Source organism: Tardiphaga sp. 866_E4_N1_4, from assembly GCF_052076075.1.
GTDB lineage: Bacteria > Pseudomonadota > Alphaproteobacteria > Rhizobiales > Xanthobacteraceae > Tardiphaga > Tardiphaga robiniae.
The window spans coordinates 4,148,101-4,167,137 of the sequence record NZ_CP197242.1 but is presented as its reverse complement, the minus strand read 5'-3'; the positions used below and the strand labels follow the sequence as shown (position 1 = coordinate 4,167,137).

The window sequence follows — 19,037 nt, the reverse complement described above, 5'->3', positions numbered from 1 at the left end:
CGACTTAAGCCGAAGCGGTCCGGCATAGCTGCAGGACCGCTTCGGCAAACGCGCGCGGCGCCTCTTGGGGTACATTGTGGCCAACGCCCGCGATGACGCGGCGCTCATAAGGGCCCGTAAAATACTGGCCGTGATTCTCGGAATTCTTTACGGGTCCAATGCCATCGTCAGCCCCGTGCAGAACGATAGTCGGGACATCGATCTTCGGCTGCGCCGCAAGCTGGGTCTCCAGAAAAGCATAATTCGGATCGCCGGCGACGCTGCCGGTACGGTGCATATAAGAGTGCACGACCACATCGACGAAGTCATCGTTGTCGAAGGCCGACGCCGAGCGCTCGAATGTGGCGTCATCGAATGCCCAGCTGGGCGACCACATCTTCCAGAGCAGTTTGGCTAGTGCGTCGCGGTTCTGGATCAGGCCGTTGCGGCCACGTTCGGTATGGAAATAATACTGATACCACTGTCGCGCTTCCTGCTCGGGAGCGGATGGTCGCGCCGCATTCGTCAGGTCCTGGATGTTGTAGCCGGTGCAACTGACGAGGCCGTGCACGCGTTCGGGCCATAGCGCCGAGACGACACAGGCCGCGCGGCCGCCCCAGTCATAGCCTGCGACAACAGCCTTGCCGATACGCAGCGCGTCCATCAGCTCCAGCAGATCCTGTCCGAGCGCAGCCTGTTGCCCCGAGCGGATGGTCGCGCTGGAAAGAAACCGCGTCGGCCCATAGCCGCGCAGATAGGGCACGATGGTGCGGAAGCCGGCGGTGTTGATGATGTCGACCGCGTCGTCATAGCCTCTGATGTCATAGGGAAAACCATGCATCAGCAGGACGGGTAGGCCGTCATTCGGTCCGCTATGTTCATAAGCAATATCGAGAAGGGGAGTTTGGATGCGTGCCAGTTCAGCCAAGTTGCTCTCCCGTTCGGTCTACCGCGCCGAATGCGCCCGATGGCGCAGCCGTTGTACCAGCCGCATCCAACGCGACGATGAATTGGAGCGGAACATCGCTATCGTCGCCTTGATTCTTGCAGTCACAGGCGCGACCAATTCGCCGGCCCGGCGGCGGATGTCGAGAACGAATTCGTAGAGCTTCCGAAACCAGTTCATCTGCAACAGCTTCGGCCGTGTCACATCGAAGATGAACGCGGCGACGCCGACGCCGAGAAACTTGCTGAATACGATAAGCGCGAAAGCGCTGATCCAATACTGATGCATAAGCAGCCAGGCGCCGGCCAGTTTCAACGGAAACAGCAGGATCGCCGGAATAACAAACACGACCAGCGTCAACATTGGCGACAGCCGCGCGATTCTCGCGGCCAGCCATTCCTTGAATGCGCGCAGCGGTATCGCTGCAACGATGCGCGCGACGACCGGTTCGAGATGATCCCACAACCACGCTTCGATCAGGAAGATCAAGGCGAGGAAGAACCATAGCGGCTGCAGCACGCGTCGCATCATGGTGTTCGTCTCCCAGCCGGCGTCGTGCCGGCCGTGACTCACATATGGATAGCGCGCTTGGCTACTGCAAATGCAGCTTCCTTCACCGCCTCGGAGCGGGTCGGATGGGCATGGCAGGTGCGGGCCAGATCTTCGGCGGAACCGCCGAATTCCATCAACACGCAGGCTTCATGGATCATTTCGCCGACTTCGCGGCCGATCATATGCACGCCGAGCACGCGATCGGTCTTCGCATCTGCGAGAATCTTCACGAAACCATCGGTGGTCTGGTTGACCTTGGAGCGGCCATTGGCAGTGAACGGGAACTTGCCGACATTGTAAGCGATACCGGCAGCCTTGAGCTCTTCCTCGGTCTTGCCGACGGCGGCGACTTCCGGCGTGGTGTAGACCACGCCCGGGATCACGTCATAGTTCACATGACCGGCTTGGCCTGCAAGAATCTCGGCGCAGGCAACGCCTTCGTCTTCCGCCTTGTGCGCCAGCATCGGGCCCGCGACGACGTCGCCGATAGCGTAGACGCCCTTCACGTTGCTCGAGAAGTGATGGTCGATCTTGACGCGGCCGCGCTCGTCGAGTTCGACGCCAGCTTCCTTGAGGCCAAGCGCTTCGGTGTAAGCCACGCGGCCGATCGCCACGAGAATCACGTCGGCTTCGATGGATTCGGCAGCGCCGCCCGCGGCTGGCTCGATCTGCGCCTTCAGTTTCTTGCCCGACGTATCGACGCCAGTGACCTTGGCGCCGAGCTTGAAGGTCATGCCCTGCTTCTCAAGCATGCGCTGGAACTGCTTGGCGACTTCGCCATCCATGCCGGGCAGGATACGGTCGAGGAATTCCACGACGGTGACTTCGGCGCCGAGGCGGCGCCACACCGAGCCGAGTTCGAGGCCGATCACGCCGGCGCCGACCACGATCATCTTCTCCGGCACCTTGTCGAGGGACAGCGCGCCGGTCGACGACACGATGCGCTTCTCGTCGATCTCGATGCCCTTCAGTTTGGCGACGTCAGAACCGGTAGCGATGACGATGTTCTTCGTCTCCAGCGTCTGGGCCTTGCCGTCAGCGCCGGTGACTTCGACCTTGCCGGTGCCGAGCACACGGCCGGTGCCCATCACGACGTCGATCTTGTTCTTCTTCATCAGGAATTCGACACCCTTGACGTTGCCGTCGATGCCTTGCTGCTTGAAGTTCATCAGCGCTGGAAGATCGAGTGTCGGGGCGGACACCTTGATGCCCATCTTGGCGAAGGAGTGGCCGGCTTCCTCAAAAAGCTCTGACGAATAGAGCAAAGCCTTCGAGGGCATGCAGCCGATGTTCAGGCAGGTGCCGCCCAGCGTGCTGTTCTTCTCGACGACGGCGACCTTCATGCCGAGCTGCGCCGCGCGAATCGCGCAGACATAACCGCCGGGTCCGGTGCCGATAACAACGAGGTCGTAAGAAGCCATGATGCAGTCCTGTATTGTCTTCAGATGATATGGGGCGTCAGGGCCTCAGCGGCCACCGGACACGTCGAGAATGGTGGATGTAACGTAAGAAGCCTCGTCCGACAGCAACCAGACGATGGCATTGGCAACTTCATCCGCAGTGCCGACGCGCTTCATCGGCACGTTGACGGAAAGACGATGCGCGCGGTCCGGCTCGCCGCCTGAGGCGTGAATATCGGTATCGATCAAACCCGGCCGAATGCCGGCAACGCGAATGCCCTCGGCTGCGACTTCGTGTCCCAATCCGATGGTGAAGGAATCGATCGCGCCTTTCGAGGCGGCATAGTCGACATAAGTGTTCGGCGCCCCCAGTTTGGCGGCTACCGATGACAGATTGACGATGACGCCACCCTTGCCGCCGTGTTTGGTCGACATGCGCTTAACGGCCTCGCGGGCGCAAAGAATGCTGCCGGTGACATTCACCGTCATCATGTTGGCGATGCGTTCGGCAGTCATCTGATCGACGCGGATGGAAGGGCCGACAATGCCAGCATTGTTGACCAGCGCGCCGAGTGGCCCGAACGCGTCAGCCGCCTTGAACAGCGCGAGAATGTCCGCCTCGGAACCGACATCGCATTTTACGGCGACGGCCTTGCCGTTTGTCGCTTCGATCTTCGTAACAACTTCATTCGCAGCGGCTTCGTTGCTGGCATAGCCGATCACGACCTTGAACCCGCGTGCCGCCGCCTTTAGCGCCGTTGCGCGGCCGATACCCCGGCTACCACCAGTGATGATGACGACGCTATCGGTCATGTCCTGCTCCAGCTTCGCTGAGGTGCCAAGACTTCAGGTATCGAGGCTTCGGATATCAAGGCTTCTTGGCCATCAACCGGCAGCGTCGCCGCTACCGGTTGATAATAGTGAATAAGGAGAGGTCAGAGATCCAGAACGAGACGGGCCGGATCTTCCAGGCTTTCCTTGACGCGGACGAGGAAGGTCACGGCTTCCTTGCCGTCGATCACGCGGTGATCGTAGGACACCGCCAGATACATCATCGGGCGGATCTCGATCTTGCCGCCGACCACGACCGGACGTTCCTGGATCTTGTGCATGCCGAGGATGGCCGACTGCGGTGCGTTCAGGATCGGCGTCGACATCAGCGAACCGTAGATGCCGCCATTGGTGATGGTGAATGTGCCGCCCTGCATTTCGTCGATCTTGAGCTGGCCGTCACGGGCGCGCTTGCCGAAATCCGCAATGGTTTTTTCGATGTCGGAGATCGACTTGGTATCGCAGTCGCGCACTACGGGAACGACGAGGCCCTTGTCAGTGCCGACGGCAACGCCGACGTGATAATAGTTCTTGTAGATCAGGTCGGAGCCATCGATCTCGGCGTTCACGGCCGGAATATCCTTCAATGCCTGCACGCAGGCCTTGGTGAAGAAGCCCATGAAGCCGAGCTTGGTGCCGTGCTTCTTCTCGAACACATCTTTGTACTGCGAGCGCAGTGCCATCACGTTGGTCATGTCGACCTCGTTGAAGGTCGTCAGCATCGCTGCGGTGTTCTGCACGTCCTTGAGGCGACGCGCGATGGTCTGACGCAGGCGCGTCATTTTCACGCGCTCTTCGCGGGCAGCATCGTCAGCGGGTGACGGCGCACGTACCTGCACGGCGGCGGCAGACTGATTGATCGGCGTGGGTGCCGACGCAGCCTTTTCGATCGCAGCGAGCATGTCGCCCTTGGTCACGCGGCCATCCTTGCCCGAGCCGGGGACGGTGGCGGCATCGATGCCGCTCTCGGCCGAGATCTTGCGGACCGACGGCGCCAGCGGCGCATCGACGGGTGCAGACTTTTGAGCGGGAGCAGGCGTAGCAGCGGCGGGTGCGGCGGCCGGAGCCGGGGCAGCGGGCTTCGCGGGAGCTGCAGCCGGCTTGGCGCCGGCACCATCGGTGATCTGGCCGAGCAGTGCGCCGACGGCCACGGTCTCGCCGTCCTTGGCAACGATCTCGCCGAGCACGCCGGCGGACGGCGCGGGCACTTCGATTGTGACCTTGTCGGTCTCGAGTTCGACCAACGGCTCGTCAACGGCGACGGCATCGCCGGCCTTCTTGAACCAGCGGCCGATGGTGGCTTCCGTCACGGATTCGCCGAGCGTGGGAACGCGAATTTCAGTCATTGTCTATTTCCTCTTGTGGCGTGGCGACCCGCTCGGTCATTCCTGCCTGAACTTGAAATCGATGGGGATATGCGAACGCCCCGCGGGTGCGGGGCATTCGCCAATAGAATGGAGGCTTAGCCGAGCGCTTCGTCGAGGAAGGCCTTGAGCTGGGCGAGATGCTTGGACATCAGGCCGGTGGCGGTCGCTGCAGATGCGGCGCGGCCGGCGTAACGCGGACGCTTGTGGGTGGCGTTGATCTGGTTGAGCACCCATTCGAGATACGGTTCGATGAAGTGCCAGCCGCCCATGTTGCGCGGCTCTTCCTGACACCAGACGAATTCCGCACCCTTGAAGCGGGTCAACTCCTGCACGAGCGTCTTCAGCGGCACCGGATAGAGCTGCTCGATACGCATCAGGTAGACGTCGTCGATGCCACGCTTCTCGCGCTCCTCGTAGAGGTCGTAATAGACCTTGCCGGAGCACAGAACGACGCGACGGATCTTGTTGTCGGCGGTGAGCTTGATCTTCTCGTCCGGCAGCTTCTCCGCATCGTCGAACAACACGCGATGGAACGAGGTGTCGGCACCGAGTTCGCTCAGCTTCGACACCGCACGCTTGTGGCGCAGCAGCGACTTCGGCGTCATGACGATCAGCGGCTTGCGAATCTCACGCTTCAACTGACGACGCAGCATGTGGAAGTAGTTGGCCGGAGTAGTCGGATAGACCACCTGCATGTTGTCTTCCGCGCACATCTGCAGGAAACGCTCAAGGCGTGCGGAGGAATGCTCCGGGCCCTGGCCTTCATAGCCATGCGGCAGCAGGCAGACGAGGCCCGACATACGCAGCCACTTGCGTTCACCCGAGGAGATGAACTGGTCGAACAGCACCTGTGCGCCGTTGGCGAAGTCGCCGAACTGCGCTTCCCAGATGGTCAGCGCCTTCGGCTCGGCCAGCGAGTAACCGTATTCGAATCCGAGCACGGCTTCTTCGGACAGCAGCGAGTTGATGACCTCGTAGTGACCCTGGTCGGGCTTGAGGTGGTTGAACGGCGTGTAGCGGCTTTCGTCTTCCTGGTCGAACAGCACCGAATGGCGCTGCGAGAAGGTGCCGCGCTCCGAGTCCTGGCCGGACAGCCGGACATGGTGGCCTTCTTCCATCAGAGTACAGAATGCCAGCGCCTCGCCGGTCGCCCAGTCGATGCCTTCGCCACTGTCGATCGCCTTGGCGCGGGTGTCGAGGAAACGCTGCACCGTGCGGTGAACGCGGAAACCATCGGGCACCTTGGTGATCTTGGCGCCGATCTCCTTCAGCGTCTTGACGTCGACGCCGGTCACGCCGCGACGGGGATCTTCCTCCTGGTCGGCATATTTGAAGCCGGCCCACTTGCCGTCGAGCCAGTCAGCCTTGTTCGGCTTGTAGCCGGCGCCGGCTTCGAGCTCGGCATCAAGACGGGCGCGCCAGTCGGCCTTCGCCTTGTCGACTTCGCCTTCGGTCATCACGCCATCGGCGATGATGCGCTTGGCATAGATATCCAGCGTCGACTGATGCGCGCCGATCTTCTTGTACATCACCGGCTGGGTGAACGCCGGCTCGTCGCCTTCGTTATGGCCGTGGCGGCGATAGCAGAACATGTCGATGACGACAGGCTTGTGGAACTTCTGCCGGAACTCGATCGCGATCTTGGCGGCGAACACCACCGCTTCCGGATCGTCGCCGTTCACGTGGAAGATCGGAGCATCGATCATCTTCGCAACGTCGGACGGATAGGGCGACGAACGGGAGTAGCGCGGATAGGTGGTGAAGCCGATCTGGTTGTTGACGATGAAGTGGATCGAACCGCCGGTGCGATAGCCCTTCAGGTCCGACAGCGCGAAGCATTCCGCGACCACGCCCTGACCTGCGAAGGCCGCATCGCCATGCATCAGCAGCGGCAGCACGGAAATACGCTGGTCCGGCGGATCACCATTCTGGTCCTGCTTGGCGCGGACCTTTCCGAGCACCACGGGATCGACGATTTCAAGATGCGACGGGTTCGCCGTCAGCGACAGATGGATATTGTTGTTGTCGAACTCGCGATCCGACGAGGCGCCGAGGTGATACTTGACGTCACCCGAGCCTTCGACCTCGTCCGGATTGGCCGAGCCGCCCTTGAATTCATGGAACAGCGCGCGGTGCGGCTTGCCCATCACCTGGGTCAACACATTCAGGCGACCGCGATGTGGCATGCCGACGACGATGTCACGGACACCGAGGCTGCCGCCGCGCTTGATAATCTGTTCCAGCGCCGGGATCAGTGATTCGCCGCCGTCGAGGCCGAAGCGCTTGGTACCGGTGAACTTGACGTCGCAAAACTTCTCGAAGCCGTCGGCCTCGACCAGCTTCTGGAGGATGGCGCGGCGGCCTTCCGGCGTGAAGCTGATTTCCTTGTCCGGGCCTTCGATGCGTTCCTGGATCCACGCCTTCTGCGCGCGGTTGGAAATGTGCATGAACTCGACGCCGAGGGTCTGGCAGTAGGTGCGCTGCAGGATCGCAACGATCTCACGAAGCGTGCCGTATTCGAGGCCGATGACGTTATCGAGGAAGATCTTGCGGTCGTAGTCGGCATCGGTGAAGCCGTAGGAGCGCGGATCGAGCTCCTCGTGATCCTTCTGGCCTTCGATGCCCAGCGGATCGAGATTGGCGTGGAAATGGCCGCGCATGCGGAAGGCGCGGATCAGCATCAAGGCGCGCACCGAATCGCGGGTCGCCTGATTGATGTCGCCGGTCGGGGCGGCAGCACCGGGCTGCGCGGTCTTGGCGGCGAGCTTGGCACCCATCACCTTCTCGACCTGGGCCCAGTTGCCGTCCATGGCGGAGGTCAGGTCGTCCTTGGGCGTCAGCGGCCAGTTGGCCTTCTCCCAGGAGGGGCCTTCGGCGTTCTTCTGAACGTCGGCGGGCGAGTCCTTCAGGCTCTTGAAGAACTCCTGCCACTCGGCATCGACCGAGGAGGGGTCCTTTTCGTAACGGGCATAGAGTTCGTCGATGTAAGTGGCGTTTGCGCCTTGCAGAAATGAGGAGAGTGCAAAGGCGGCGTTCGCGTCCTGGCGAGACATGATGGCGTCCTGATTTGGTATCGCGCGGAAATTTTAACGAGGGCTGATCCGGTTGCCGGACCATCCTAAAGTCGAGCGAGCTTCTACCCTATTTAATCCGAATGTGCGCCCTGAAAAGCACGAAGAACTGAATATTTCGTCAATTCTTTGTGCGCGAGATTTTGTCCGCTGATTTCAGTCGACGACACTGAGGTCTTCCTTAGCCAAAGCGGCAGCGCCGCCCTGCAGTCCGGCGCGCCGGGTGCGGCGGATTTTGGGCGGTCCGCAGGCCTCGTCGAGCAGGGCATTGGCGGCCATACCGGCGGCGTCCGCGACAGTCGGATCGCGGGTCACCATGGCGGCGACAATGGCGCCGTCCATCAAGAGGCCGATCTGGTGCGCGAGAAAGTCCGGCTTCTTGGCGCCGGCAGCCTCGGCCAGTCCGGAGATGTGCTTGAGAATGACCGATTTGTGCCGGATCGTGATGTCGCGCAGCCGGGTCTCGTCCTTGGAGTGCTCGCCGACTGCATTGATGAAAACACAGCCATAATAGGTCTCTTCGGCAAACCAGCTCTTCAGCGCGGGGAAGATCGAATCCAGTTTTTCACGCGGGGTTTTGGCGCGTTCCACGGCTGCAATGAACCAGCCGCGCCAAGCCTCGCTTTCCGCCTTGAGCACGGCGTCGACGAGATCGTCCTTCGATTTGAAGTTTTTGTAGAGGGTGGTTTTGGCCGTGCCAGCCTCACTGACGATGGCGTCGATGCCAGTGGCATTGATGCCATTCTTGCAGAACAGCCTTGTTGCCGCGTCCATCAGCCGCTCCCGCGGCGTTACCTGCGGAACATTGCTTTCGACAGCCTGCGGCATCGCATCAGTCATGCCCTGTCATATGTCATGGCGCGCGCGCGGCGCAAGCGATCATCGGTTCCTGACCAATATTCGAGCGGGTAAATACGCATTTGCCGCGCTAAGCGGCAGTCTAGCCTCTGCCCTATTTCGCGTCAATTGCGCAACTCGCTGATCCCACGACGATTTTCGCATCGGCTGGCGCTGGCACAGTTTCTGCAAAGCTACAGAACGTTCTGTATCTTTCCATCTTTCCAAGGGAGAAAACCAATGACTGCTGTTGCCGCCAAAACCGCCCTGACCGGCTGCCTCGCGCCGATCGACAAAGGCGGGCTCGAACAGCTGATCGCCAACGGCAAAGCCAATCCCAATGTCATCAAGACGCTGAAGTGCAAGACGGTGGCCGAGGGCAAGTTCCGCCACGCCAACTACATCCGCAATCTGCCGCCCTATATCGTCGATGAGCCACCAGCCCTGCTCGGCGACGACACCGCGCCGAATCCGTCAGAGGCGTCATTGGCGGCGCTTGGCTCCTGCATCGCCGTCGGCCTGCACGCAAATGCCGTGCATCGTGGTTGGACCGTCAACAAACTCGAACTGCAGCTCGAAGGCGATCTCAACATCACTGCCGTCTGGGGCACCGGCGACATTAGCGAGAAGCCGGTCGGTTTCACCGATGTGCGCATCAAGGTCGATATGGAATGCGAAGGCATCGCACAGGCCGAGATCGATGCGCTGATCACCCACGTCAAGAAGTGGTCGCCCGTCGCCAACACGTTTACGCGCCCGGTCAATCTCGAAGTCTCTGCCTGAATGTGAGTTAGCGCGGCCGCAGCGATGCGGCCGCGGTCTCTCTTCCTTGCGCGTGATGGAGATCGACATGACCACGACGGCAGTGCTGCGGAAATCTGACGATATTGAAGGGGCCGGCGACACACCGTCGCTCGTCGAACGAATAGCTGCCGTCGCGCGCACCGATCTTTCACCGATCGCTTTGGAGATAGATGAAGGCACGATCTATCCGGATCGGGCGCTACGTCATCTCGGCGATGTTGGTGCCTGGTCGGCACACGCGGATCTCGGCGAGACGATCGCGGGCATCACCACCATCGGCGAGACCTGCGGCTCCACGGCCTTCATGGCGTGGTGCCAGAACACGTTGGTTTGGTACATCCTCAACTCCGACAACGCCGCACTGAAGGCGAAGTATCTGAGCGATGCCGCGAGCGGCAAGCTGCTCGGCGGCACCGGCCTGTCCAATCCGATGAAGAGCTTCTTTGGCATCGAGAAGCTCAAGCTGAAAGGTCGCCGCACCAACGGCGGTTACATCGTGCGCGGTGCTCTGCCATGGGTATCGAATCTTGGCCCCGACCATTTGTTCGGCACCATCTTTGAACTCGATGACGGCTCCGGCGAGAAGGTGATGTTCCTCGCCGACTGCGCCGACGAGAATCTCTCGCTGACGCCGTGCAAGCCGTTCCTCGCGATGGACGGCACCGGCACCTACGCCGTGCAATTTCGCGACGTCTTCATTCCAGACGATCAGGTGCTCGCGGCACCGGCGATGCCCTTCGTGAAGAGAATTCGCGCGGGATTCATCTTGATGCAGATGGGCATGGGCCTCGGACTGGTGCGCGATTGCGTGGCTATCATGGAGAGCGTCAAGCCGTCGCTCGCCCACGTCAATTGCTTCCTCCCGCAGCAGCCCGAGGATTTCGCGGGTCTGCTGGCGAAAATGGAAGCCGAGACGATGATGCTCGCGGCCACACCCTTTGACATGAGCAATGCCTATTGGCGCAGCGTCGTCGAACTGCGTTTGCGCGCCGGTGACGCCGCGGTCGCTGCTGCGCATGCGGCGATGCTGCATTGTGGCGCGCGCGGCTATCTCAAATCGCACCGCGCCCAGCGCCGACTGCGCGAAGCCTATTTCGTGGCGATCGTTACCCCCGCCACCAAGCAGCTCAGAAAAATGCTCGCAGACAATGCGCGCGAATATCAGGGAGACCAGGGTGGGGCGTGATCCCGATCATGCGAATGATCCCGATCGCGCGAACGGACAGCGAACTGACTTAAGTCACGGCGAAACGACAGGCGATCCAGCACAAACGAATCAACAACGACGGTTCAACACAGAGGAGGCTTTCAATGGCTGAAGTTCTCATTTCCGCAGACGACCTCGTCACGTTCATGAAGTCAGAACCTTGTGTCATCATCGACACGCGCAATCCCGACGCCTATGCGGCCGGGCATATCCCCGGCGCCGTCAATCTCCATGAGATCTTTACGTTCCTCGCCACCTCGACGGCGGAAGGCATGGACGAGCTGAAGAAGAAGTTCGCGGCGGCCTTCGGCGGTGCCGGCCTGTCCGGCAGCGAGACTGCGGTGATCTACGAACAGTCGATGAATTCGGGCTTCGGCCAGTCCTGCCGCGGCTACTTCCTGCTGGAGTTTCTCGGCTATCCCAGGATCAAAGTTCTGCATGGCGGCTTTGAAGCCTGGACCATGAAGGGCCTGCCGACCACCACGGATGTTCCGACGCCGACAGCAGCATCCTTCGCGATCAAGTCGGAAGCCGGTTCGATCCTGATCGACGCGGCCACCATGCAGGCCGCACTCGACAATCCGTCGATCGCGATCCTCGACGTGCGCGATGTCGATGAATGGATCGGCGAAAGCTCGTCGCCCTATGGCAAGGATTTCTGCCCGCGTATGGGCCGCATTCCCGGCGCGGTCTGGATCGAGTGGTACCGCATGATGAAACCGACGTCGGAAGGTCCGCGCTTCAAGTCGAAGAACGAGATTCTCGCCGAATGCGCCACTGTCGGCATCACGCCGTCGACCACTGTCTATCTTTACTGCTTCAAGGGCGCACGCGCGTCGAACACGTTTCTCGCGCTAAAGAACGCCGGCGTGGCTGATGTCCGGATGTATTTTGGTTCGTGGAACGAATGGTCGCGCGATACGAAGTATCCAATCGAGGAAGGTTTGCCGCTGGTTGGCGAGAAGCAGGCGCAGGCGGCGTAGAACTCCAGTGTCCTCGCCCGGCCGGGCGCGCAATTGCGCGCTTTGACCGGGCGATCCAGTCAGCGTGTCAAAACAAAAGGCCCGCTCTCACGAGCGGGCCTTTCTTATTCTCAGCGCTTTTGAGCTCAGCTTAGCCCTTCAGCACATCCACCAGCGTGGTGCCGAGGCGGGCCGGTGACGGCGAGACGCGGATGCCGGCGGCTTCCATGGCTGCGATCTTCGACTGGGCGTCGCCCTTGCCGCCCGACACGATGGCGCCGGCATGGCCCATGCGACGGCCGGGAGGTGCGGTGACGCCGCCGATGAAGCCGACCATCGGCTTCTTGCGGCCGCGCTTGGCTTCGTCCTTGATGAACTGCGCCGCGTCTTCTTCCGCCGAACCACCGATTTCACCAATCATGATGATCGAGGTGGTCTTGGGGTCGGCCAGGAACATCTCGAGCACGTCGATGAATTCGGTGCCCTTGACCGGATCGCCGCCGATGCCAACCGCCGAGCTCTGGCCGAGGCCGGCCTGGGTGGTCTGGAACACGGCTTCATAGGTCAGCGTGCCGGAGCGCGACAGGATGCCGACGCTGCCGGGCTTGAAGATGTTGGCCGGCATGATGCCGATCTTCGACTCGCCGGCGGTGACGACGCCCGGGCAGTTCGGCCCGATCAGGCGCGACTTGGAGCCGGACAGAGAACGCTTGACGCGCACCATGTCGAGCACCGGAATGCCTTCGGTGATGCAGACGATCAGCGGAATCTCCGCGTCGATGGCTTCGCAGATCGCGTCTGCTGCGCCCGGCGGCGGCACATAGATCACCGACGCATCGGCGCCGGTCTTGTCGCGGGCTTCAGCCACGGTGTCGAACACCGGCAGGCCGATATGCGTCGAGCCGCCTTTGCCCGGCGAAGTGCCGCCGACCATCTTGGTGCCGTAGGCAATCGCCTGTTCGGAGTGGAAGGTGCCGTTCTTGCCGGTAAAGCCCTGGCAGATGACCTTGGTGTTCTTGTCGATCAGGACGGACATCGGCTTACTTTCCCTTCACGGCGTTGACGATCTTCTGAGCGGCGTCGTCGAGATCGTCGGCGGGCAGAACGTTGAGACCGGATTCACGGATGATCTTCTTGCCTTCCTCGACATTGGTACCTTCGAGGCGGACAACCAGTGGCACCTGGAGGCCGACAGCCTTCACTGCGGCGACAACGCCGGCAGCGATGACGTCGCATTTCATGATGCCGCCGAAGATGTTGACCAGGATGCCCTTCACGTTCGGATCGGCAGTGATGATCTTGAACGCTGCAGTCACCTTCTCCTCGGAAGCGCCGCCACCGACGTCGAGGAAGTTGGCCGGGCTTTCGCCATAGAGCTTGATGATGTCGAGCGTAGCCATTGCGAGGCCGGCGCCGTTGACCATGCAGCCGATGGTGCCGTCGAGCGCGATGTAAGCGAGGTCATATTTCGATGCCTCGATTTCCTTCGCGTCCTCTTCCGTGGTGTCGCGCAGCGCGACGATTTCCGGGTGACGATACAGGGCGTTCGAGTCGAACGACATCTTGGCATCGAGGCACTTCAGCTCGCCCTGCTTGGAGATGATCAGCGGATTGATCTCCAGCATGTCCATGTCCTTGGCGATGAACGCAGTGTAGAGCTGCGACACCAGTTTTTCGGCCTGCTTGGCGAGATCGCCCTTGAGGCCCAGCGCCTGCGCAACGGTGCGGCCATGGTGGCTCATCACGCCGGTGGCCGGATCGACCGAGAAGGTCACGATCTTGTCCGGGGTGTTGTGCGCGACTTCCTCGATGTTCATGCCACCTTCGGTCGAGACGACGAAAGCAACGCGCGAGGTCTCACGGTCGACGAGCAGCGAGAGGTAGAATTCCTTCTCGATGTCCGAGCCGTCTTCCAGATAGATCCGGTTGACCTGCTTGCCCGCGGGGCCGGTCTGTTCGGTCACGAGGGTCGCGCCGAGCATTTCCTTGACGAACTGCTTGGTCTCGTCGATCGACTTGGCGAGGCGGACGCCGCCCTTGTCGCCGGCCGATGCTTCCTTGAACTTGCCCTTGCCGCGGCCGCCGGCGTGGATCTGGCTCTTCACCACCCACAACGGACCGCCGAGCTGCTTGGCGGCAGCTTCCGCTTCCTCGGCCTTGAGGATTGGCACGCCCTTGGAAACGGGCACGCCGAATTCCTTCAGCACGGCCTTCGCCTGATATTCATGGATATTCATAAGTTGCTCCCGAACCCCGGATGGTGAACTTGGAATTCACGTCATTTTCTTTGAACTGGCATACCGTATACCAAGCATGCTGCAAGTCAAAGCCGACGATAATTCCGCGTGACGGACGAATTGGCTGAGGGGTTCGTTGCAGTGTTTGCCAATGTCGTCAAATGCAAAACCGGCACCCAGAGGGTGCCGGTGAAGTGAGCTTGATCTTAGCCGAGCAGGTCGGGTGCGATCTTCTTGCAGGCGTCCATCAGGCCGACCACCGAAGCTACCGACTTGTCGAAGCCTTCCTTGTCCTTGCCGAGGAGTTCGATCTCGACGATGCGCTCGACACCCTTGGCGCCGATCACGACGGGAACGCCGACATACATGTCCTTGACGCCGTATTCACCGTTCAGGTGAACGGCGCAGGGCAGAACGCGCTTCTTGTCCTTGAGATAGCTCTCAGCCATCGCGATGGCCGACGCGGCCGGAGCGTAGAAGGCCGAACCGGTCTTGAGCAGGTTGACGATCTCGGCGCCGCCGTTGCGGGTGCGGTCGACGATTTCGTCGATGCGGGCCTGCGAGGTCCAGCCCATCTTCACGAGGTCGGGCAGCGGGATGCCGGCAACGGTCGAATACTTGACCAGCGGAACCATGGTGTCGCCGTGGCCACCGAGCACGAAAGCGGTGACGTCTTCGACCGACACATTGAATTCATCGGCCAGGAAGTAGCGAAAGCGCGCAGAGTCCAGCACGCCCGCCATCCCCACCACCTTGTTTGCCGGCAGGCCGCAAGCCTTCTGCAGCGCCCAGACCATCGCGTCGAGCGGGTTGGTGATGCAGATGACGAAGGCGTTCGGGGCGTACTTCTTGATGCCTGCGCCAACCTGCTCCATCACCTTGAGGTTGATCGAGAGCAAGTCGTCGCGGCTCATGCCCGGCTTGCGCGGCACGCCAGCGGTGACGATGATGACGTCCGAACCTTCGATCGCCTCATAGGAGTTGGCGCCGGTCAGCTTGGCGTCGAAGCCGTCGACCGGTGAGGACTGCGCGAGATCGAGCGATTTGCCCTGCGGCACACCTTCCGCAATGTCGAACATCACGACGTCGCCGAGTTCTTTCAGGCCGACGAGGTGAGCAAGTGTTCCGCCGATCTGACCAGAACCAATCAATGCGATTTTGTTACGCGCCATGGGAAATCTATCCTTTAAGCCCGAAGGGGTAGGGAGGGAGCAGGAAATGCTGACAGGCTGGTTATCCCTTTCGCGGACACCGTTCAAGTCGGAGCCTGCCCAATTGTCGAGCGCCGGCCTGCAATGCAAATTATTATGAGTGAACTGGAAATTGGAATCGCTCGCGAAAGTACCGATTCCGCTTTGATATCGATCTGATCGCGCGCGTCAGGTTTCGACCAGGCCGGTGGTGGCGCCTGACGCGGTGGAATCGCTGCGGCCATGGGGCAGGGCCAGATATGTTTCTGAACCCATCTCGAACAGCCGCGACGCGGTCCGCGCGAATTCCATTGCCTCGAAACCTTCGCTGGCCTGATACAGCGCGTGCGGTTCGCCGGCCGCCGAGGCCATCAGCTTCACGGCATTGTCATAGAGCGTGTCGATGAGTGCGATGAAGCGTTTGGCGGCGTTGCGGTCGCCGTAGTCCATCATCGGAATATGTTCGATGAACAGCGTGTGATAGTCGTGCGCCAGTTTCAGGTAGTCTGACGCGCCAAGCGGCTTCTCGCAGAGGTCGCCAAATGAAAACCGGGCCACGCCCTGCGCTTCCAGGGGAACGCGCAGCGTGCGGCCCTTGATCGAGATTTCACGCGACTTTGCCGGTGCGCCGCCCGTGAGCTTTGCCCAGGCCTTGTCGAGCGCAGCCTTTGCCGCATCATCGTCCGGCACCAGCCAGCTCTTTACGCCGGCCAGTTTTTCCAATCGATAGTCGGTGCGCGAATCCAGTTTGCGCACCTCCATATGATCTTCGATCTGTTTGATGAACGGCAGAAACAGTGCGCGGTTGAGGCCGCCTTTGTAGAGATTGACCGGTTCGACATTGGACGTCGCGAAGACGACGGTGCCGAGTTCGAACAGCCGTGCGAACAGTCGGCCGAGGATCATCGCGTCGGCGATATCGGTGACGTGAAATTCGTCGAAGCAGAGGAGCCAGGCTTCGTCGAAGATCGAATTCGCTGTCAGCGCGATGACGTCGCCGTCGGGGAGCTCGCCGCTCGCGATTTTCTGGCGAAAATTATAGATGCGCTCATGGGTGTCGGCCATGAACTCATGGAAATGGGCGCGACGCTTGTGCGTGACCGCGCTGGCTTCGAAGAACAGGTCCATCAGCATGGTCTTGCCGCGGCCGACCTCGCCATGGACGTAAAGACCGCGCGGCGGTTGCATATCCTTGTCGCCGAACAGGCGACCGAAAAAGCCTTGCTTGCGCGGTGGCTTATAGGTCGACAGCGCAACATCGAGCGCCGCGATGGCCTCGACGGCGCCGGCCTGCGCCGGGTCAGCCTCGATGGCGCCGGAGGCTACGAGGGCTTGATATTGTTCGCGGAAGGATTGCGGAGGGCTGGACGACATGGGGCCCTAACGGCCCCATGCGCCCGGAAAATGCAAGATGCGAATTGGTCGAAGCGGATATGCGCTCATGCGCAAAGCGCGTAGGAATCCTCGACCAGATAAGGGCCGCCGCCCGTGGATGCCCGCGAGGAGAACAGTACGAAGCGCGAGGCGGTGAAGATCTTCGTCGGGAAGTAGCCCCGCACCGAAAGATAGTCGGCGACGTCACGGTCGCAGGAATCGCGCAGCCGGGCCAGCGTGACATGCGGCGTGAACTTGCGGCCCTCGGGCTCGAGCCCACAGCGGCGCACCAGCCGTTCCAGTTCGGATTGCAGTTCAAGCAGCGGACGACTCGGATCCACCGAGGCGACGACAGCGCGGGGCTTCTTGCCGCCGAAGCTCGACAGGCCGCGCACCGCGACCTCGAAGGGTCTGCGCTCCACGCGTGACATCAGATCGGCGATTTCGTTGGCGGAAACGCCATCGATGTCGCCGATGAAGCGAAGCGTGACATGATAATTTTCGGGATCGATCCAGCGTGCGCCTGGCAGGCCGCCACGCAAATTGGCCAATGTCTGGCCGATCTCGGCTGGTATCTCCAGTCCGGCGAACAAACGCGGCATAGTCAGCTCCTCTTTGCCGGGGCGCGATTTTCGCCGAAAGGTGCTGACTACGGTGTGCTTACGCACGCCCGCACCCCTCGGCGAAAATCATGCCCGAACAAACGAGCCGGTGACGAATCACCGATGTCTTTTTTTACCCGACTTCTGTGACTCTGCGAAGCAGATGCCGCGCTCGGTGCATGAAGGTTCCGTGAAAAACCGTCATGAAGGTTGAGGCTGTCTGTTTCTCAACTGCGTTGCCCAGCGATAGTGCCGACAAATGCCTCGACGCTGGGCAGGATGTTTTTCACGACGATGTCCACGCCCTCCGCTGTCGGATGCATCGCGTCGGCCTGGTTGAGCTTGCTGTCCCCGGCGACGCCTTCGAGAAAGAACGAATAGAGCGGCACGCCAAATTGCTTGGCGAGATCCGGATAGATCGAATTGAACTTTTCCGCATAGTCGGCGCCGTAGTTCGGCGGTGCCACCATGCCGCAGAGAAGCACGGCGATGTTGCGGGCCTTCAGCTGCGTCAGAATCTCGGTGAGTGCCGTACGCGGGACCTTCGGATCGGTGCCGCGCAGCGCGTCGTTGGCGCCGAGTTCGACGATCACGCCCTGCGTCCCCTCGGGCACCGACCAGTCGAGCCGCCCGAGGCCGCCCGAAGTGGTATCCCCCGATACACCGGCATTGATCATCTCGACCTCTATCCCCTTGTCCTTCAGGGCCTTTTGTAGCCGGGCCGGAAACGCGGCTGCCGCCGGCAGGCCATAACCTGCACTCAGGGAGTCCCCGAGCACGACCAGTTTGATGGGCTTGGCCGTGCCGGTGGCGGCCGTCTGCGCCGTAGCGGTGGGGATCGGAAGTGCGACCGTCAGCCCGGCGACGACCAGCCACATAAACGTGCGCAGCAGCCCCTCGACCGCCGCAAACGAAGTGCCATATGAAGCTCGCATGGATACTTTCATTGAAGCCTCATCATCGGCCGGCGTTTCGCCGGACACCATTTCAATCTCGAACATCAACCTCTCGCTCGGCACCGGCGCTGCGCGGGTGCATATCCTCAAGGATATCAGCCTGCGCGTCGGATCGGGTGAAGCGATCGGGCTGATTGGCCCGTCGGGCTCCGGCAAGTCCACGCTGCTGATGGTGATGGCGGGGCTGGAGCGTCCTGACTCCGGTCAGGTGGTGGTCAATGGCACCTCTTTCAATGATCTCGATGAGGACGGATTGGCGCGGTTTCGTGGCCGTCATGTCGGCATCGTCTTCCAGTCCTTTCACCTGATCCCGACCATGACGGCGCTGGAGAATGTCGCGGTACCGCTGGAGCTGGCAGGTCATCCCGACCCAGCCGGCCGTGCGGCGCGCGAGCTGGAAGCGGTCGGTCTCGGTGCCCGTCTGCATCACTATCCGACCCAGCTTTCCGGTGGCGAGCAGCAGCGCGTCGCGCTGGCGCGCGCATTGGCGCCGGATCCTGCGATCCTGGTCGCCGACGAGCCGACCGGCAATCTCGACGAATCCACCGGCGGCCAGATCGTCGATCTCTTGTTCGCGCAGCACGCGCAGCGCGGCATGACGCTGGTGCTGGTGACTCACGACAATACGCTGGCGCATCGCTGCGACCGCGTGGTGCGACTACGTTCCGGCCGGATCGATGGTCCCGCCACCGAGCGCAACTGGGTCGAGACGGCCTGATCCG

At 61.4% G+C, this 19,037-nt stretch carries 17 protein-coding genes; 4 read left to right on the top strand and 13 right to left on the bottom strand.

What is annotated here, in order from left to right; genetic code table 11:
- Window positions 1–4 precede the first annotated feature (4 nt).
- From AB8B20_RS20150 to AB8B20_RS20120, 7 genes are all read right to left on the bottom strand, one after another.
- Window positions 5–898, bottom strand: coding sequence for an alpha/beta fold hydrolase (locus tag AB8B20_RS20150; RefSeq protein ID WP_439074986.1), 894 nt, complete (start codon window positions 896–898; stop codon window positions 5–7).
- 27 nt (window positions 899–925) lie between these two features.
- Entirely contained in the window at window positions 926–1,456 is a 531-nt protein-coding gene (locus AB8B20_RS20145) for a hypothetical protein (protein ID WP_439074189.1), read from the bottom strand.
- A 38-nt stretch (window positions 1,457–1,494) separates the two neighbouring features.
- Window positions 1,495–2,898, bottom strand: coding sequence for a dihydrolipoyl dehydrogenase (lpdA, locus tag AB8B20_RS20140; RefSeq protein ID WP_439065382.1), 1,404 nt, complete (start codon window positions 2,896–2,898; stop codon window positions 1,495–1,497).
- A gap of 45 nt (window positions 2,899–2,943) precedes the next feature.
- Window positions 2,944–3,690 carry an SDR family oxidoreductase gene (locus AB8B20_RS20135; protein WP_439074190.1) on the bottom strand — a complete coding sequence of 249 codons (747 nt, stop codon included), beginning with the start codon at window positions 3,688–3,690 and terminating at the stop codon, window positions 2,944–2,946.
- Between the two features lie 122 nt (window positions 3,691–3,812).
- Window positions 3,813–5,054, bottom strand: coding sequence for a 2-oxoglutarate dehydrogenase complex dihydrolipoyllysine-residue succinyltransferase (odhB, locus tag AB8B20_RS20130; protein WP_439074191.1), 1,242 nt, complete (start codon window positions 5,052–5,054; stop codon window positions 3,813–3,815).
- Between the two features lie 116 nt (window positions 5,055–5,170).
- On the bottom strand, window positions 5,171–8,128 hold the full coding sequence (locus AB8B20_RS20125) for a 2-oxoglutarate dehydrogenase E1 component (RefSeq protein WP_093757752.1): 2,958 nt from the start codon (window positions 8,126–8,128) through the stop codon (window positions 5,171–5,173).
- Between the two features lie 174 nt (window positions 8,129–8,302).
- Window positions 8,303–8,986, bottom strand: coding sequence for a TetR/AcrR family transcriptional regulator (locus AB8B20_RS20120; RefSeq protein WP_439074192.1), 684 nt, complete (start codon window positions 8,984–8,986; stop codon window positions 8,303–8,305).
- Window positions 8,987–9,223: 237 nt separating this feature from the next.
- On the opposite strand from AB8B20_RS20120, the gene AB8B20_RS20115 reads away from it, so the two are divergent.
- The 3 genes from AB8B20_RS20115 (at window position 9,224) to AB8B20_RS20105 (ending at window position 11,977) form a co-directional block, all read left to right on the top strand.
- Entirely contained in the window at window positions 9,224–9,766 is a 543-nt protein-coding gene (locus AB8B20_RS20115) for an OsmC family protein (protein ID WP_184512455.1), read from the top strand.
- A gap of 67 nt (window positions 9,767–9,833) precedes the next feature.
- Complete coding sequence (locus AB8B20_RS20110; protein ID WP_439074193.1) at window positions 9,834–10,973, top strand: acyl-CoA dehydrogenase family protein; 1,140 nt, start codon at window positions 9,834–9,836, stop codon at window positions 10,971–10,973.
- A 125-nt stretch (window positions 10,974–11,098) separates the two neighbouring features.
- Window positions 11,099–11,977: a sulfurtransferase gene (locus AB8B20_RS20105; protein WP_439074194.1), complete on the top strand. Its 879-nt coding sequence runs from the start codon at window positions 11,099–11,101 to the stop codon at window positions 11,975–11,977.
- A gap of 130 nt (window positions 11,978–12,107) precedes the next feature.
- Here the strand turns inward: AB8B20_RS20105 and sucD are convergent, their stop codons facing one another.
- From sucD to AB8B20_RS20075, 6 genes are all read right to left on the bottom strand, one after another.
- Window positions 12,108–12,992, bottom strand: coding sequence for a succinate--CoA ligase subunit alpha (gene sucD, locus AB8B20_RS20100; RefSeq protein ID WP_093757749.1), 885 nt, complete (start codon window positions 12,990–12,992; stop codon window positions 12,108–12,110).
- 4 nt (window positions 12,993–12,996) lie between these two features.
- Window positions 12,997–14,193, bottom strand: coding sequence for an ADP-forming succinate--CoA ligase subunit beta (gene sucC / locus AB8B20_RS20095; protein WP_184512451.1), 1,197 nt, complete (start codon window positions 14,191–14,193; stop codon window positions 12,997–12,999).
- Window positions 14,194–14,399: 206 nt separating this feature from the next.
- Window positions 14,400–15,365: a malate dehydrogenase gene (mdh, locus tag AB8B20_RS20090; protein WP_093757748.1), complete on the bottom strand. Its 966-nt coding sequence runs from the start codon at window positions 15,363–15,365 to the stop codon at window positions 14,400–14,402.
- Between the two features lie 207 nt (window positions 15,366–15,572).
- Window positions 15,573–16,757: a cell division protein ZapE gene (gene zapE, locus AB8B20_RS20085; protein WP_439074195.1), complete on the bottom strand. Its 1,185-nt coding sequence runs from the start codon at window positions 16,755–16,757 to the stop codon at window positions 15,573–15,575.
- A 65-nt stretch (window positions 16,758–16,822) separates the two neighbouring features.
- Window positions 16,823–17,359, bottom strand: coding sequence for an RNA 2',3'-cyclic phosphodiesterase (gene thpR / locus AB8B20_RS20080; protein ID WP_231078692.1), 537 nt, complete (start codon window positions 17,357–17,359; stop codon window positions 16,823–16,825).
- 227 nt (window positions 17,360–17,586) lie between these two features.
- A complete protein-coding gene (locus tag AB8B20_RS20075) occupies window positions 17,587–18,294 on the bottom strand; it encodes an arylesterase (protein WP_439074196.1) in 708 nt (235 codons plus the stop codon).
- Here AB8B20_RS20075 and AB8B20_RS20070 point away from each other — a divergent pair.
- Window positions 18,293–19,033 (top strand): ABC transporter ATP-binding protein, encoded by a 741-nt coding sequence (locus AB8B20_RS20070; protein WP_089263284.1) that lies wholly within the window; start codon window positions 18,293–18,295, stop codon window positions 19,031–19,033. The two genes, AB8B20_RS20075 and AB8B20_RS20070, sit on opposite strands and share 2 nt — an antisense overlap.
- The last annotated feature ends 4 nt before the right edge of the window (window positions 19,034–19,037 follow it).

Bases quoted from the DNA above. Each gene is read 5' to 3' on its own strand.
- AB8B20_RS20145 (WP_439074189.1), bottom strand. From the start codon at position 1,456: ATGATGCGACGCGTGCTGCAGCCGCTATGGTTCTTCCTCGCCTTGATC.
- lpdA (WP_439065382.1), bottom strand. From the start codon at position 2,898: ATGGCTTCTTACGACCTCGTTGTTATCGGCACCGGACCCGGCGGTTAT.
- AB8B20_RS20135 (WP_439074190.1), bottom strand. From the start codon at position 3,690: ATGACCGATAGCGTCGTCATCATCACTGGTGGTAGCCGGGGTATCGGC.
- odhB (WP_439074191.1), bottom strand. From the start codon at position 5,054: ATGACTGAAATTCGCGTTCCCACGCTCGGCGAATCCGTGACGGAAGCC.
- AB8B20_RS20125 (WP_093757752.1), bottom strand. From the start codon at position 8,128: ATGTCTCGCCAGGACGCGAACGCCGCCTTTGCACTCTCCTCATTTCTG.
- AB8B20_RS20120 (WP_439074192.1), bottom strand. From the start codon at position 8,986: ATGACTGATGCGATGCCGCAGGCTGTCGAAAGCAATGTTCCGCAGGTA.
- AB8B20_RS20115 (WP_184512455.1), top strand. From the start codon at position 9,224: ATGACTGCTGTTGCCGCCAAAACCGCCCTGACCGGCTGCCTCGCGCCG.
- AB8B20_RS20110 (WP_439074193.1), top strand. From the start codon at position 9,834: ATGACCACGACGGCAGTGCTGCGGAAATCTGACGATATTGAAGGGGCC.
- AB8B20_RS20105 (WP_439074194.1), top strand. From the start codon at position 11,099: ATGGCTGAAGTTCTCATTTCCGCAGACGACCTCGTCACGTTCATGAAG.
- sucD (WP_093757749.1), bottom strand. From the start codon at position 12,992: ATGTCCGTCCTGATCGACAAGAACACCAAGGTCATCTGCCAGGGCTTT.
- sucC (WP_184512451.1), bottom strand. From the start codon at position 14,193: ATGAATATCCATGAATATCAGGCGAAGGCCGTGCTGAAGGAATTCGGC.
- mdh (WP_093757748.1), bottom strand. From the start codon at position 15,365: ATGGCGCGTAACAAAATCGCATTGATTGGTTCTGGTCAGATCGGCGGA.
- zapE (WP_439074195.1), bottom strand. From the start codon at position 16,757: ATGTCGTCCAGCCCTCCGCAATCCTTCCGCGAACAATATCAAGCCCTC.
- thpR (WP_231078692.1), bottom strand. From the start codon at position 17,359: ATGCCGCGTTTGTTCGCCGGACTGGAGATACCAGCCGAGATCGGCCAG.
- AB8B20_RS20070 (WP_089263284.1), top strand. From the start codon at position 18,293: ATGGATACTTTCATTGAAGCCTCATCATCGGCCGGCGTTTCGCCGGAC.
- AB8B20_RS20075 (WP_439074196.1), bottom strand. From the start codon at position 18,294: ATGCGAGCTTCATATGGCACTTCGTTTGCGGCGGTCGAGGGGCTGCTG.